Source organism: Pedobacter sp. GR22-10, assembly GCF_026239715.1.
Lineage (GTDB): Bacteria > Bacteroidota > Bacteroidia > Sphingobacteriales > Sphingobacteriaceae > Pedobacter.
Map to the genome: position 1 here is coordinate 717940 of NZ_JAPIVR010000003.1, position 15835 is coordinate 733774.

Genomic DNA, 15835 nt, shown 5'->3' on the forward strand with positions numbered 1-15835 from the left:
CTTGATTTTTCCATCCTAATGATTTTCCCCATCTCGTGAAATCCGCTTTCTGCCAACATTTAATTGCTAAGATCGACAAAGTCATAAGAGGACATTAATATATGGCTGAACTTTAAATTTGTCTTTATTGAAAGGATTTTATAATAGCGCCTAACCAATGGAATATTTAGGATAAAATTGAGTATATAAAACGGAGGATCAGCAATTTATTGCTGTCCTCCGTTTTATATTTTTAGAAATATTGATAATCTGGTATGTAAGACCTGGTAATTACAATAGGGGTTTTATCGTACCCTGTTTTCGGTATTATAGTAACTGTTACTTTTACTACAAAGTTTTTATTAAAACCACCAACAGTTATAGTAGGCAAATCATTATCCTCATTTGGGTTACCAGGCACCGGAATAGGGCCTCTGATGTTCTCTGTGAATGAACCATGCTGTACCTGGTAAAATTTATTTGCTTCGTCCTGGTAAGCTAAAATCCCGCCAGTAATTAGGCCTGTCATTACAGAATTATTCCAGTTACTGTTTCCTTTAAATTGATCATAATAAAACAAATCCGTACTAACTTCATAAGATTCAATCTCCGGTAATAGATCAGGGTTGATCTTCACTTTAATTGAACTGGGGTCTAAGAAATAATGTCTTTGATAGAGGTCGTCATCTGGTGGCAGGTGATTACCTCCGGTAGCTTGCTGGGAAGTTAATAAAACAGGTTTACTTTCCAGGTTCCAAACACCAAGCTGTTTATCAAAACAAGGAAGCAGGAAATTACTCAAGTCTGGACGTGTACCGGGAGTATAAAGGCCTGCAATTGATGATACATTATTGGCCGATGTTGAACTTATTGTTCCAAGCAGGTTGATGGTACCATTGGTTTTAAATTCTATTTTTTGGGTAGTCGATGTTGTTTCTGATTTTTTGCCTATGAATGATCCAAATAATAAATTGATGCCGGCGTTTATAATCTCTTTTACTCCGCCACCGATCACAACACTTGCGGCACTGCCAAATATTTTTTTTATAAATGATGAACTATCAGATTTTACTTTGCTTTTGATGTAGTCTTTTGCTGCATCGCCACCAGATTTTGCTGCAGAATTAGCAGCGTCCTGTAAACCGTTCTTCGTCCCTACGCTAACGATTGTTCCGGCTGAGCTTAGCTGCACATCACCGGATAAGCTAACCTGAGAAATATTACTGGTGGTAGAAAATACACGCATTTTAATTATTTTGGCAGCAGCATCTGGGTCATATGTGATTTCGGTATCAAATGCATTCCAGCCGCGTGAAATTCCTTTTGTAGTCGCATCTAAACTTAAATTGCTTGATATTGCCAATGGATCTTGGCTTAGTTCATTAATCGGGGTGGCAAAATAGCCCACATTATTAAGCAATGCATTCTGACTGGTAAAACTAAGTCCCCACATACCGTTACTTCCAGCTGTGACATCATCAGCTAAAAAGTAATAAGTACGAATGATACCGGTAAACTTATTATAAAAAAACAAATAATTCTGACCATTCTCGGTACCGCTTAAAAAATTATATAATAGCTCCCAGCCCTCCTCTTTTTTGTAATCACTTAAAATGAAATCAGGTATTTGTGTGGTTGCACCATTATACCATGGAAGAATACGGGTTTCGCCATTTGTCAGGCTTACATAGGGATTGGTTTCCCAGTTGAAACAACTGTTTACACCAGTTATCGTGTTTATCGTTGCCTGCGAACCAGGTTTCGTTAATGCTTCGATATCTTTAGGAAGATCTTTTTTGCAAGATGTAAAAAAGCTTAATGTCAATGTTAATGAATAAAGGTAGTTTTTTTTCATAAAAGGGTTTTTAGTTTAAAAATATGAGAAATGAATTTGCGAATAGATGAATAACAGTTTGTAGTTGTGATGACCAATAAAGATGCTTTTACAAAATTTTTAAGCAGGCAATATAATATTTTAGTAATGGTACTACAAATTGATTACATTAAAAAAGCACTTTATAAGTATTTTAAAGTAATTATTAATGTATTTCTAATGTAGTTTTAATCTTAATCGTATGTGCTTTGATTTAAAATAGAAATAGTGGTAAATGTTCAGGGGTCATAGATTTTTGAAACGATCGAGAAATATATTTAAGTAGGATTTCAGGCATGGGCCTTAAATGAAATAGCTGGCTATCCCTAAAAATAGAGGCACTGCTATGGTATCAGAAATTCTCCATGATTTTTTAACTGCGAATATTTAAATTTGAGCACACGCGGATGGAAAATCACCATTTGTTAACATCATGAACAACGATTTACATTTTCAACTAGGCTATCCGGATCAGTCGCTCAGTGATTTTGTATATTGTTTCTCCTCTCTGCAAAATTTCTCCAATCAAGAGCAGGCCGTGATCATTCCCAATGGCAAAATTGACCTGATATTTTCAAAAATTGGTGAAGCTGATTTTCAGATTGCCTTGCTTGGACTGGAAACCAAGCCTAAACATGTTGATGCCGAGGTGAATAGCTTTTTTTCTGTAAGCTTTCATCCATTAGCAATAGAATACTTGTTTCACTTTCCTATTGCTGAACTGTTGGATACCGGGAAAATATTGCCACCAGGTTTCTGGAATATCAACAGCAATGACCTGAACAATTTTGAAGGATTCTGTAAAAAGATAACAGCGAAAATCCATTCCATTTTACCTGAAAAAATAGATGAGCGGAAAAGAAAGTTATTTCAACTGATTTTTTCTTCCAATGGGGAAATCTCCATCAGTGTGCTTGCCCAGGAAATTTTCTGGAGCCAACGGCAGATCAACCGTTATTTTAAACAGCAGTTTGGGCTCTCCTTAAAATCGTATTGCAAGATACTTCGCTTTCAGGCTTCCCTTCGTGATATTAAAAATGGTGAGCTTTATCCAAAACTTAATTTCACCGACCAGTCGCACTTCATTAAAGAAATTAAACAGTTTGCCGGGGTATCCCCTAAAGAACTCCATAAAAACAAAAACGACCGTTTTTTACAATTCCTGGTTTACAAGGAGGAGTAGTTTTGCTGTATAAACAACGATTATGCGGTTAGAAAACAAAAAAATAGCCATTATAGGGGGTGGTCCCGGCGGACTGACCCTGGCAAGACTTCTAGAACAAAAGAATATTAATGTAAAAGTGTATGAAAGAGATGTTGATAGAAATGCCCGGGTGCAGGGATCTCCGGTGGATTTACATGAACATTCAGGGCTGGCCGCATTAAGGGAAGCAGGTTTACTGGATGAATTCAGGAAAAATTATATGGAAGGTGCGGATAAGACTACGATTACCAATGAACAGGCGGAGATTGTTTTCAGCGACGCCGAAAATAAACAGGAAGAAGCATTTGGAGAGGAGCATTTTCGGCCGGAGATTGATCGTGGCGTGTTGCGTAGCATCCTGATTGATGCCTTAGATGCGGCGTGCATCGTTTGGAACAGGCAATTTGTATCCATGCAAAAACAAGGTGAGGGCTGGCTGTTAAATTTTAAAGATGGCACAAATGAATATGCGGATATTGTAATCGGTTCGGACGGTGCAAATTCAAAAATCCGTCCTTATCTAACCCATGTTCAAGCTTTTTATTCGGGTATTACCATGCTTGAAGGCAATATCTACGATGCTGAAAAAAAAGTCCCGAAGATTTCGGCTATGCTGCGGGGCGGAAAGATCATGGCATTCGGAAATCAGCAGAATATCCTGATGGGACAAAAATCGAATGGAGAAATTGGTTTTTATGCCAGTTTTAAAGCCGAAGCACACTGGGCGGAAAAGAGTGGTCTGGATTTTTCTGATAAATCAGAGATGCTTGAATGGTTTAAAACAGCATATAGCGAATGGAATGAAATCTGGCAGGAGTTATTTGAGCATGCAGCTATGCCTTATATTGTAAGACCAATTAACTGTATGCCATTGAACCAAAGTTGGGCTGCCATGCCCAATCTGACCATTATTGGTGATGCTGCACACCTTATGCCGCCATTTGCCGGAGAGGGCGCAAATATGGCCATGCTAGATGCGCTGGAATTGAGCCAGATGCTCTTATCAGAGGAGTATAATGATATTCGGCATGCAATCGCTCACTATGAAACCGAAATGCGGGAAAGAGCATCTTCAAAAGCAAAAGAATCTCTTGAAAATGGCGAAAGGATGCATAGTGAAAATGCACTGTCTGTTATGACCAGTTTCTTTAGCGGAACTTAGTGGAAACTTAAAAAGGCCCTTTTAAATGCTATAAATTAATATTAAATGGCAGTCTTTTTTGTAAATAATCACTCGTATCAAAGTGTAGTTTTAAAATTATTTTATTTGTAGTATAAATTTTATTAAAAATGTAATGTTTATAATTTTTTAACTCTTTTTTTGTAAGTTTTTTTAAGGCTAATGTTTTCTGGTTTTGATTAGGCTTATCATTCCAGTTGTAACCGTTTCCTTTTTGATATCATGGTTCTGCATTAATGTGCCTCATATGTGGCCGGATGATAAACTCAATCTTTTATAATGCATATACCATTTAACTGTCCTTTAGGATATTTAAATGCACTATGCTATTTTTGAGAACAAGATCAAAAAAGTTAAATCAGGAATAATATTGTATTTTAAAATATAAAATTTAATAAAATAAATAAGTAATTAAAATTAGATTAAGGTTGCTATAATTCCATAAAACGAATACTGTTGAATGATTTATGAACATTTGTGTCATAAATTTGATGATTAATAGTGGTGCTGCGGTTGAAGATATATTTTCTTTGCATCTCTAACCAATATAATCATACATGAAAAAACAACACTCACTGACAAGTGTAACCAGGAAGGTTACCTTTGTTGCTGCAACTATTGCGCTTGCAAGCGCTGCATTGTTAACAGGCTGTAAAAAAGATGCAAGGATGGAACCCGAAGCAGTTGCAGTTACTGCCACTACGCCGCCGTCTGACAAATCCGCAGTTACTGAATCCTATCAATCTGGTACAAATAATGGCTTCTTTTGGTCGCTTTGGAAGAGTGATGGTGCTACAGGTACCGTTAATTACGCAAATGGCGCCGCCGGAAATTACAGCGTTAACTGGAATGGTTTCAATGGTAATTTTACCTGCGGTAAAGGTTATTCGGTAGGTTCGGCAAACTACAAGATCGGGTATAACCTTAGTGCTTATTCTAACTCCGGAGGTGGTACTTTTGGCTGGTACGGATGGAGCAGAAGCCCCTTTTATGAGTACTACGTAAACGAAACCTGGGGTGCAGTTTCACCTCACAGCGGTACTTTCCTGGGTACATTTGATAGTGATGGTACAGCTTATAACGTATGGACCCGCTGGATGACAGGTAAAAATATTGATGGTGGCGATGGCTTCAGACAGATTTACAGTTCAAGGGTTACAAAAGCTGCTCCCGGACAAAATCGTGTAATTACTTTTGCCAACCACTACAACAAATGGAAAAGCTACGGATATACGCTTGGTCAGCTAAATATTCCAGCAATTATGGTTTCGGAAACATGGGGCACGAATACCAATGGCAATATTAACTGCACCATTTGGGCACAGTAGACAGTATTTAATGCAATCACAACCGCATCCTGCCTGGCAATAGCCTGGCAGGATGTACTTCAGGTACTTTCTGATCATTTACCTGGATTAAAAATCTTTTAATGTTATTTAACAATTAGTTATCATGAGATCCATCTTTTATTTTCTTGCTTTTTTCATTTTTGCCATCTCTGCCTGTAATTCGTCAAAGCCTAAAAACACAGATGGAAATAAAAAATCGCTTATCGGGAAATGGTATAAATTTTCCATGGCAAATGGATATAGTGAATTTGATATTGATTCGCAATATGTAGTTTTCTATAACCAGAAGGTTGGCCGGTTCAAGCTTGCGTATAAAATAGAGAATGATTCATTAAGGTACCTGACCAAACCATATGTAGCCAAAATTGCAAACTATGGTGACTCTGTGCTTATGCAAGGTAACGACAGTACGGAAGCCGTTTTGCACAGGTTTAAAGAACCGAATATTCCTTTTGAAACCATCCCTGAACAAAAGGATTCTTTAAAATTTGCTTCATACATTGCAGGTTTTGATAAAAGATTAATCCGCGAATTTGAGAAAGCCGGAATCAAGATTTCTGATGGTATGGAAAGGCATGAGGAGCCTGCATATGAAGAACTGTTAAAAAAAAGCAAATAAAAGAGTAACTGATCTTTATCGCCCCGGATAGCTTTTGTTCGGTCGTATTGGGTGTTCAGCTTGAAAATTTTTTAATTCAGACGTATTGCATAAGAGGATTAAAAAGTTTAAGTGATGTTCTCCTAACCGTTCGTCTAGAAATTACAGGCGTTGGTCTAGTGGTTGCTGATACTGGTATAATATCGGGTTTTTGCCTGCAACGTTTGATGGACAGCTGCGTCTTAATCACAAAACAATAGCAAAAACTTAAAATATAAAGATATGAAAACCTTCACTAAAATAGTATTCGCAGCAGCATTAACAGCAGTCGTATTCACTTCATCAGTAATGGCCACTTTTGCCGCTGAGCCCGTTAAAGCAGAAATAAAAACTGCTTCATTATCAACATTCAACAGGATATGGGTGAGCGGGAATGTAAAAATCATTTTAACCCAGGGTGATAAGCAAAATGTATCGGGGACCAGCAACTACGACGCTGCAAAAACCTTTGTATCAACTGATGGAAAAACCTTGTTCATTAACTCCATGGAAACCAATCAGGTCATACTGAACATTACTGTAAAAGATTTGGAAAGAATTGAAGCATACGGGCAATCGGTGGTGGTAACCAGCAATAACTTCGATGTAAAATACCTTCAGTTGTTTTTGAATCAGAGTGCTACAGCGAAGATTAAAACGACAACAGGTAGTTTGTATACCATTGTTAAGGATGATGCGGTACTAAAATTAAATGGTACTGCCGATCAGAGTACCATGATCGCCAGCAACATCAAAAATGTAAAATTAGGAGACTTTGTCAGTCTTAAATCTGCATCTTTTGTTTCCCAGGCAATCATGGAAGCAGAACAAAATGCGCAGGTTTTAGCAAAATAGATCACTATATTTAAAGTGAATTAAAGCTGTCCATCCGGGCAGCTTTTTTTATTATACCGCGTAAAAGGATTTACCGGTATCCTAAACCGTATCTTGAGATCAATATTTTCCTTTTCTATTTTGACTGATTTTTGTTCTTAACTTTAAGTAAAAACATGTAACTGGCGAAACAGCATATCATTCCAAAACAGCCCATTAAACTATAAACAAAACCAACAGATAGTTTACCTGCGATCAGCGTAAAAAATAAGATGCCCAGAGATACGATTCCACTGTCTGAAATCAATACTGACATTACTTTTCCCCTGATTTCTGTGGGTGTGTTGAGCTGAAAGATACTCCGACCTGTGCTTCTGAATAATTGACTCATTAATCCTAAAACAAAAATAATAAGTAAAACAGCTAATGAAGTACCCGCAAAGCCCAATAATAACAGGAAAAAACAGGAAAGCATTCCCATCCAGGGCCAAAACCGGAGCAATTGATCCTGAGTAATATATTTAAGTAAGAGTCCGCCAAGCACGGCCCCAAATGCTTCAGTGGCACTGATCATCCCGAATGATCTTGCATCTGACTGGAGTGTGTTTTTAACCAGCAGCGGAAGCATTGCGCCAAATGGGAAAAGAAAAAACATCAGGGTAACACTTAATATCAGGCTATTGCGCAAAACGGGAGATTGCCTGATGTAAGAAATTGCAAAAATATAGCCTTTTTTTGCCATACCCTTGCCAGCGGCATCTTGGTGGAGGGGTATGGCGGGAAGCAAAAAAAGAATCAGAAAAGAGGGGATCTGCAAACAAAAATCGGCAATTAACAAGGGGGTAATGGTCATGACAGATAGCAGGTATCCGGCTAAAACCGGTGCAAAAATAGCGGCCAGGTTTAAACTGGAAGCATAAAAGCCAACAGCTTTTGCAATGTTTTCTTTTTTTACAATGTCGGGCAATAGTGCATTTCTGATACTGGGCTCTGCACTGTCAAAAACATTTCGTAAAAAAACAACTGCTACAATATAAATCCAGTGCAAACCAGACAGGTTCCAGATCACCAGAATCTGCAAACCTGTTGTAATCATTAATCCGGAATATACCCCGATAATCAGCTTTTTACGATCCATCCGATCGGCAAAATAACCGCCCACAAAGCTCATGAAAAACCGGGGAACAGTTCTGGCAAAAAATACCCAACCCAGTACTTCTGCAGAACCTACTGAATCTACAATATACCATCCTAATGCAGAAAGGGTCATGTAATCTCCTAATGCGCCGATAAATGAACAAACCAGAAACTTATTATAAAATGTGCCTGACCGATTTTGCGCTGCCGGATTACTTTCTGTTGTTGTATTTTGAAACAGGGCCATCAGCTAATATTGAACATCGGGTTGGGAATGGCCTGGTATAGCGTTTTTTCTGCAATGCGCATTCTTAATAAGGGTTTTATCATCAGCGTCGGACTAAAAAGCAGCTGACATAAATCATCTTTTAGCTGGTTGGGTACGGTGCAACTTTGGATAATACGTATACTGGTTTCTTTAACTTTGCTCCAAATCTGCGGTTCAGGTATGGCGTATGCGCTGGCTGTACAGCTGATGATGCCCCCGATAAGATTATTGAAAAGTGTGTGCATCAATTCACTAACGGTATCTTTATAGTTCATAAAAGTGGAGGCTTCTCCATAAAAAAGGTGTTTCTGTCCATCAAAGGAAGGTGATGTGTCTGCCACTTGTACACTCCCCAGATCACGGTAAGCCAGTGCGCATACCTGATGAGATTCATCAAAAACAATCATGGTATTTTGACCATGCAAATCCAGGGCAATACCTTTATACAAAAATACTTCCAGCGGCATAGTTAACAGGGTTTCGATCAATTGATCCAGGTAAATTTCTACTGATAATTTAGACTGATTGATGAACTGACAAAGAAGTGGAGTTGGATGTAATTTAGCAGAATGGGTTAAGGCCGCAGCGACCACCATGGTTTCTCCCGGTAAACAATGGTTAACGGGATCATTTCTTAAAAGAAAAGACAGACCAGGATTTGTTTCTCCCTCGGTTTTAAAATGTGCCGCACACACATCACTGATCAATCGCCCACGTTTGTTCGCAATAGAGGGGATTTTCTGCATCATATCCGGAATCATTTTGCTGAATTCAATACCGTTATACAAATCCCGGAGGGTTAAGGATCTTTTAACACTGGTAGCCTGAATACTTATGGGAACCTTAATATGATAAAACGGCTGGCCCGGAGTAGCTGGTAAAAATGCTGTTCTCATAGATAAAGTTGGCAGGGCATCTATCGCCTCATCTTCAAGTTTAAATAAAACACCACTGTTGATGTGTGCCTTATATGCCTGAGCAATAACATGCTTGTATTGCCATGGGTGAACCGGCATGATCAGGTAATCCTTCGCTTGTTTATGTGATAACAGTTCAGCACTGTATTTTGTCCAGATGTCAATTTCATCAGAACATACCAGATGTGACCGGTGTACGGCAAGCAGTTGCAGATTAACCTTCGGTGAAAATTCCGGACTGTAAGCCAATACATCCTGTCTGGAAAAGCCCATTTTGGTTTTGGCACACACGTGGATCGGATGTCCTTTAAAGGGTATGATTTCTGAATGTAAAAGTGTTTCCCTCTGCTGAAAAACAGATTTTTTTGCTAAAATTACTGCTTTAATGCATTGGCTGATCTGATCAGTATGTGCTGCCTCATGATCAAATGCCATAGCGAGGTGATCTAAACAGTTATTGATTTCTGCTCTTATTTTTTCGCTACAGGCCTCTTCCGTTTTCCATAAATCCAGTATGCAGTTCAATAGGGCCATCACATCAAGTTCCGTTAAATCACCATCATTTCTGAGCAATACCACTGATAAATAAACCGTAATATTCCTTTCATTGGTTTCTACGCAGGTTAAAATTCCCCCACTGGAAGGGAGAACAATCCGCCTTACTTTAAACTGATCATTGGTGGTGGTTAAAACAAGCTGCCGCTGATCTGAATGCTCATGAATCAGCGCATAGAGCAGTCTTTGCATCACTTCCTGGCAAGCCTGAGCGTATCCTGATGTCTCAGTTTGCGGTAAAACTGTTGAAGGTAATGGTTGGGCTAAGTGATTCATGATGGCTTATTTAAATAAATAATCAAGGTATTGTGAAACTACTCGTCTGGATTTCCCTTCGGTTGGATACTCATGATCGACCATACTGGGCCGGATGTTCACCTCAATCACTGCAAAGGCTGATTCCTGGTAAGATACTGCGATGTCATCGCATCTGATATCAATACCAATCACATCAATTTCAGCTATCGCTGCTATTTTTTTGGCAAGGAGAAGGTTATCGGGATGAATATTTTCTGTTTGATCAATCGCTAACGCACCAGCCCAGCCATTTCCGCAATAGCTGATGTAAATTTTTTCGCCATAGCCGGGAACATATTTAAAGTCTAGTTCCTGCAATGCCAGTGCCTGCCCTGCATCTTCCATGGGAACCGGAGAAAGCATTTTAAAATTCCGGTTATAAACGGGCGTACCTTCCGTTTCTCTTTTCTTATTTTCAGTTTCGATCAGCTGTTCCAGCTGATCTTTTCCATTGCCGGTTACATAAGCCCATTCGTTCCATAATACGCCGGCAAGTTCATCTCCAATAAGTAAAATCCGATAATCCTTACCTGCAGCCTGACGCTGAAGAATGGCATGGCTGCTTACCTTTCTAACCTTTAAAAAAGCCTGTTCCAGGTCTTTTAGATTGGAGATATTCAGGTGGATTTCAACGCCCTTGTTGGTGTCAAACGGTTTAACTACCAAAGGCTGGTATTGTTCCAGAAATGAGATGGCCTCTTGCTGAAGGTCAGCACAAAACATAAATTCAGGGATAGGAATTCCATGGTTTTGAAGCAAGGTATTGGTTGCTAACTTGTTTTCTGAAAGGGTAGCCGCCATATGACTGACATATGGAGACACGCCACGGTTGATGAAGATTTTACGGTCACCTTTTTGAAGTTCAAAAATTTCTTCATCTCCAGGCACCAGCAGTTCACAACTGATGCCTTGTTCCTTACATCTTTCCTGTATGAGGACACTATGTATATTTTTAAATCGCATGTTAATCGGTAGATTGAGGTATAATTTGTCTTTTAAAATTTCATAGCGAGTGAACCTATAATCTGCCTCAGCATTTGTGGTTGTGCATCGCTGTTCCAATATTTTTGGTTAGATAGGTTATTCATTTTAACGGATGCTGTCCAGCTTGGCTGATGATAACTGATTGCGGCATTTAACACTGTGTACGAGGGTATGGTAATGGTATTCGCGGCATCCCAGTATACCTCGCTGACGTAATTGCCGCCAAAGCCACCGCCAAAATTTTTCAAAAAGCCACTCACACACTGATAATTCATCCAAAGGTTAAAGACCTCACCCGGCGCACCGGCAACTTTTTTCCCGATTAGTGAGGGGGTACCAGATATAAATTTATTGCTGTTCCTGGCATATCCGGATATAATATAAAAATGATCAACAGGCTCTGCATTCAGTTCTGCTTCAAAACCCTTGCTTCTTTGTGTGCCCCCTTGTAAGCTAAAATTATTGATGTCGGTATAAGTGGCATTGTTAACTTTGATATCGTAAAAACTTAAGGTAAAACCCAAATGCTTGTTTAACAGATCTGTTTTAACACCGCCTTCCCATTGGTTGGCTTGCTTGGGTTTTAACCGGAGTGTGCCGCCATCAGGCTGGGTAACCGGCCCCTGATTTAAAAAACCATTCATGTAATTTCCGAAAAGAGAAACTTTCTGATCTACAATTTGATAAATCAATCCGAATTTAGGGGATAATGCCGTTTGCTGATAATCATCTTTTACCGGAAGACTATTTTCGATACTGGCCTTGTTTACAAACTGGTCCAGTCGCAAACTTGCCATCACGAGCAGGCGATCGGTTAGGTTAATAACGTCAGAAGCATAAAGGCTGTAATTGGTTTGTGTGTTTTGATAATGACCTGGTGTTTTTGCGGCCATTAAGGCATTGGCACGCTGGGCAAATAACGGAGCGAAATTTTGATTCACATTAATGGTATCATAATTAAAATACGCATAGTTTAACCTGGTAATTGTACTGGTAAAATCTGCACCAATAACGGCCCGGTTACGCATTTTGCCTATTTTAAAGTCACCATTAAAATTCTGTTGAAACTGAATGAACGAAAGTGTGCGTGCGCTATACATTCCTATATTCCTCGTCATCGTAGAATCCGTCAGCCATCTTGGATAAAGCTGATTGGCATAATCTACATAACCATTACTAAAATTCAGGTTGGTAGAGGAAACCCATTGATCAGACAATTTGTAGGTTGCCTTGGTAAAGAAATTAGAAATGGTTGTTTTAGCATCCACATCATCACCACCAATATATTTTTTGTAACCAATTGGAATATCCCTGAAATTTTTAAAAGTTGTATTCGGGCCAAATGACGGGTAGGGTTGCTGTGTTCTGGTTACCGCTGCAAATTCAGCATCAACGAGGAAAGTAAGTCTGTCGTTTATTGTATAAAGAAAACTTGGCGCAGCACTGATACTCTTATAACGCCCGATATCCTGAAAACTATCTTCAGCGTGGTAAGCTGCATTTAGCCTGAATAAGGATGTTTTTGATGCATTTAAGGGGGTGTTCACATCGGCCGTTATTCTCATTAAGCTATTGCTGCCTGTAAAAACGGCTACTTCAGTTGCCGCAATGGGATTTGGGGTTTTGGTTATTTTATTAATTAAGCCGCCAAATGATATGGCACTGGAACCGAAGAGCGTGCCGGCCGGTCCTTTGATCACCTCAACCCGCTCAATATTAATGGGATCAGACTCTGCCCGGTATTGGGTAACCATACCATTTCGGATCGCATTTCTGGTGTCAAATCCCCTTATCCAGGCGCTTACCGTACCAATCGGTGTATAATAAGCCACTACGCCAGCAGCATTATTGATTACATCCTTGCTGTTGAGCGATAACTGACTACTGATAAGCTCTTTCGGAATAACAGAATACACTTGTGGATTCTCCAAATTCTTTAATGGGATTCTGGCAACCTGATCACTTTCCTTGTAAATGTATTTATGTGCCCTGAGTGCGCTAACTGCTACTTCTTCCAGCTCTTTTATGGTCTCACTGATTACAAAATCAATATTTGTGGTTTCGCCAGGCTCAATTTTAACAGTCTTGGTTTGAGTTTGGATGCCTATAGCAGAGAGTTGGATCACTTGATTTCCTGAAGCAAGATTTTTGATCCTGTAAAGACCTTTGTCATCCGTCACGCTTCCGAGTGTAGTACCCGGAACACTTACGGTAATACCGGTGGCGGCTTTGCCATCATTGGTGGTGATTTTTCCTGTAATGGTTGCTGGTTTCTGTGCCCTAACCATCAGTACTGGTATCAACATTAAAAAAAGTACGAGTTTAATTTTCATATAAATTTAACCTAAAATAAACACTACAGTTATTTAGACTGAATAAAAATAGTAGCCAAAGTTGTGTAATATTTTTGATAGATCAAAGCATAAGTTTTGTTGAATTAAAATAAATGGAGTTATCGGGTGCTGGCGATTGTTTTGAATGAATATGCTGTATATGGATATTCATTCAGGTTTACTACCTGTATGCCTGAGGAAACCAATTTGGATAACTGCCATGTTATTAATTTGCTTTAAAGTAAGGGCTTCAGCAAGTGGATCTGGATTGACCCAGCCTTCTATTCTTATATGACGGGCGAAAAAGGCAATCTCATCGGCATATATAAGGTAATGCCGCTGGTATGGAATGCGGATGCAAAATGGAACGTAGTAAGCCAGTAAGATACGGAAACCTGGATATGTGGCAAGGCGGTAACTTATGTAGCGCTTCTCCCATGGGATGGTATCCTGCAGGGACCACAAAAAATGAGTCAACCAATCAATAAATCGGTGGGTAAAATTTTGTTAGCTAATAAAACCAATAATCCTAATCTGTTCTGGACCTTGGCTAAATGATAAACGGGATCAAGTTTTTGATTATGCTGTTTTTTTAAATGCAGGGCGTGTAGCGCAAGCCTGATCAATTTAAAATTAATCCTTCTTTTATCCCGCTATACGGTGTTTAAGGAAGTGCAATGCTTTACCATCAAATTTGAAAGTCCAGGCCACGGCATATTCACTGCAAATTTCTTCTTCATCCGGGTGTGATTTTCGGTACTCGTCATTTGAATTGGTACCATAGGTTAGTGTGACCTCGTCATGATGATCAACCGATATGCTGTAGAAATAATAACAACCATCGCCTTTAATTATATTGTCGTAATTGACACTGTCCTGGTTTTCCAGGTTATTTATTTTCAGGAATTTAATGAGATTTTTAAATTCGCTCATTTCTGTTTTCTGATAAATGGAAGCAAAAGAATTGTCAAACATTGCTTTTGTAATTCTGTCATTATTCGCTTTACGTGCAGCATCGAAAATGGGATCTACTTCAAAAAAGTTTACTGAACTATCTGCTAATGGAAAGTTGAAATAAGCTAAAATAGCAGGTTTATCCTTTTCAGCCATTGCCTGCATGAGTGTTTTAATTTCGCCAATCAATTTCTCCCGTTTGGTAACGACATTAGTTTGCGCTGAAGGTGTAACTGTTTCGCTTTTTTTTTCTGTTGTATGTTTACGCTCATCAGTTTGATTACAGGCGCAAAAAAATAGAGACAGCAGCAATATGAGAATGTTTTTTTTCATTAGATTGTATCAGGATTAGATCAAATTAACAAACAGAGATCAATTTTGTTCTATCCCGGCTTGCTCGAAGTAGTTTCACTTAATCTACCGGTAAACCTGATTATAGGTAGATTAAGTGAACTGGAAGAAGATGATGTATAGAATGGAATTTAAGTCCAAAATATTTCAGGTATATGTTGAAAATAGACCTCATTTAATAAAGCTTAAACGAGGCCATCTCTATATTTTTTGACAGCCCCATTTAAAATTCAGTTAATTGATAAAGTTCAATAGCGTGTTTTATAAATCTATCCTTTCAATTTGCTCTTCCTGCTTTGACAATAATTCAATCAGGCTTTTCGCCGTTGGTCCGGCGGAGAGTGGATTTTGCCCGGTGATGAGTAAGCCATCTGTTTCTACATGCGAAAGGAAGGGTACAAGGGCTGTTTTCACTTCTGCACCAAGTTCTTCAAGTTTGGTTTGCAGGAGATATGGTACATTGCCACTCCGTCCTACCATGGTTTCTTCAGTATTGCTGAATGCAGCGATTTTTTTACCCTTTAAAAAACCAGGTCTTTGCTGGTCTGCATTAATCAATGCTGCGGGTCCGTGGCAAACAGCGGCCACCGGTTTGCCTGCATCAAGAAAATCAAGGATCAGTATTCCACTATTATTATCAACAGCTAAATCCCAGATCGGACCGTGCCCACCCGGGTAAAACACGGCATCGTAATCGTTAGCATTCACCTGATTCAACACGGTAGTATGCGAAAATGCCGCTTTAGCATGCTCGTCATCCTGAAACCTGCGGTTAGACCCGGTAATATTTTCTGTAAGCTCACTCATGGGGTCAACGGGTGGTCTGCCGCCCTTCGGACTGGCAAGTGTTACCTGATAACCGGCATCAATAAATTCATAGTACGGATCGGTAAATTCGCCGAGCCAAACGCCTGTTTTATGGTCTGTATTTTCCATCTCGCTGTGCGAGGTCAATACTATTAATATCTTTTTCATAGTGTTGT

General features: G+C 39.2%; 12 protein-coding genes. 5 read left to right on the plus strand and 7 right to left on the minus strand.

The annotated features are described in order from the left end of the window. Positions 1-232: 232 nt before the first annotated feature. Positions 233-1834 (minus strand): hypothetical protein, encoded by a 1602-nt coding sequence (locus tag OQX64_RS15820; RefSeq protein WP_265819486.1) that lies wholly within the window; start codon positions 1832-1834, stop codon positions 233-235. A 451-nt stretch (positions 1835-2285) separates the two neighbouring features. Between OQX64_RS15820 and OQX64_RS15825 the strand changes: the two genes are divergently transcribed. From OQX64_RS15825 to OQX64_RS15845, 5 genes are all read left to right on the plus strand, one after another. Beyond that, positions 2286-3035, plus strand: coding sequence for a helix-turn-helix domain-containing protein (locus tag OQX64_RS15825; RefSeq protein WP_265819487.1), 750 nt, complete (start codon positions 2286-2288; stop codon positions 3033-3035). 22 nt (positions 3036-3057) lie between these two features. Beyond that, positions 3058-4218 carry an FAD-dependent oxidoreductase gene (locus OQX64_RS15830; RefSeq protein ID WP_265819488.1) on the plus strand — a complete coding sequence of 387 codons (1161 nt, stop codon included), beginning with the start codon at positions 3058-3060 and terminating at the stop codon, positions 4216-4218. Between the two features lie 575 nt (positions 4219-4793). After that, entirely contained in the window at positions 4794-5564 is a 771-nt protein-coding gene (locus tag OQX64_RS15835; RefSeq protein WP_088301136.1) for a glycoside hydrolase family 11 protein, read from the plus strand. A gap of 124 nt (positions 5565-5688) precedes the next feature. Beyond that, positions 5689-6204 carry a hypothetical protein gene (locus tag OQX64_RS15840; protein ID WP_088301135.1) on the plus strand — a complete coding sequence of 172 codons (516 nt, stop codon included), beginning with the start codon at positions 5689-5691 and terminating at the stop codon, positions 6202-6204. 261 nt (positions 6205-6465) lie between these two features. Then, entirely contained in the window at positions 6466-7077 is a 612-nt protein-coding gene (locus OQX64_RS15845; RefSeq protein WP_265819489.1) for a GIN domain-containing protein, read from the plus strand. Between the two features lie 115 nt (positions 7078-7192). Here the strand turns inward: OQX64_RS15845 and OQX64_RS15850 are convergent, their stop codons facing one another. From OQX64_RS15850 to OQX64_RS15875, 6 genes are all read right to left on the minus strand, one after another. Beyond that, a complete protein-coding gene (locus tag OQX64_RS15850) occupies positions 7193-8440 on the minus strand; it encodes an MFS transporter (RefSeq protein ID WP_265819490.1) in 1248 nt (415 codons plus the stop codon). Continuing rightward, positions 8440-10209 (minus strand): IucA/IucC family protein, encoded by a 1770-nt coding sequence (locus OQX64_RS15855; protein ID WP_265819491.1) that lies wholly within the window; start codon positions 10207-10209, stop codon positions 8440-8442. The genes OQX64_RS15850 and OQX64_RS15855 overlap by 1 nt, the downstream gene beginning before the upstream one ends. 6 nt (positions 10210-10215) lie before the next feature. Beyond that, positions 10216-11193 (minus strand): hypothetical protein, encoded by a 978-nt coding sequence (locus OQX64_RS15860; RefSeq protein WP_265819492.1) that lies wholly within the window; start codon positions 11191-11193, stop codon positions 10216-10218. A 32-nt stretch (positions 11194-11225) separates the two neighbouring features. Next, entirely contained in the window at positions 11226-13547 is a 2322-nt protein-coding gene (locus tag OQX64_RS15865; protein ID WP_265819493.1) for a TonB-dependent receptor, read from the minus strand. Between the two features lie 645 nt (positions 13548-14192). After that, positions 14193-14834, minus strand: a complete 642-nt coding sequence (locus tag OQX64_RS15870) for a hypothetical protein (protein WP_265819494.1) — start codon at positions 14832-14834, stop codon at positions 14193-14195. Positions 14835-15113: 279 nt separating this feature from the next. Then, positions 15114-15827, minus strand: a complete 714-nt coding sequence (locus tag OQX64_RS15875) for a type 1 glutamine amidotransferase domain-containing protein (RefSeq protein ID WP_265819495.1) — start codon at positions 15825-15827, stop codon at positions 15114-15116. Positions 15828-15835: the final 8 nt, after the last annotated feature.

What these genes read in the sequence shown, in the direction of transcription:
- OQX64_RS15820 (WP_265819486.1), bottom strand. Translation starts at nt 1,834, where the DNA reads ATGAAAAAAAACTACCTTTATTCATTAACATTGACATTAAGCTTTTTT.
- OQX64_RS15825 (WP_265819487.1), top strand. Translation starts at nt 2,286, where the DNA reads ATGAACAACGATTTACATTTTCAACTAGGCTATCCGGATCAGTCGCTC.
- OQX64_RS15830 (WP_265819488.1), top strand. Translation starts at nt 3,058, where the DNA reads ATGCGGTTAGAAAACAAAAAAATAGCCATTATAGGGGGTGGTCCCGGC.
- OQX64_RS15835 (WP_088301136.1), top strand. Translation starts at nt 4,794, where the DNA reads ATGAAAAAACAACACTCACTGACAAGTGTAACCAGGAAGGTTACCTTT.
- OQX64_RS15840 (WP_088301135.1), top strand. Translation starts at nt 5,689, where the DNA reads ATGAGATCCATCTTTTATTTTCTTGCTTTTTTCATTTTTGCCATCTCT.
- OQX64_RS15845 (WP_265819489.1), top strand. Translation starts at nt 6,466, where the DNA reads ATGAAAACCTTCACTAAAATAGTATTCGCAGCAGCATTAACAGCAGTC.
- OQX64_RS15850 (WP_265819490.1), bottom strand. Translation starts at nt 8,440, where the DNA reads ATGGCCCTGTTTCAAAATACAACAACAGAAAGTAATCCGGCAGCGCAA.
- OQX64_RS15855 (WP_265819491.1), bottom strand. Translation starts at nt 10,209, where the DNA reads ATGAATCACTTAGCCCAACCATTACCTTCAACAGTTTTACCGCAAACT.
- OQX64_RS15860 (WP_265819492.1), bottom strand. Translation starts at nt 11,193, where the DNA reads ATGCGATTTAAAAATATACATAGTGTCCTCATACAGGAAAGATGTAAG.
- OQX64_RS15865 (WP_265819493.1), bottom strand. Translation starts at nt 13,547, where the DNA reads ATGAAAATTAAACTCGTACTTTTTTTAATGTTGATACCAGTACTGATG.
- OQX64_RS15870 (WP_265819494.1), bottom strand. Translation starts at nt 14,834, where the DNA reads ATGAAAAAAAACATTCTCATATTGCTGCTGTCTCTATTTTTTTGCGCC.
- OQX64_RS15875 (WP_265819495.1), bottom strand. Translation starts at nt 15,827, where the DNA reads ATGAAAAAGATATTAATAGTATTGACCTCGCACAGCGAGATGGAAAAT.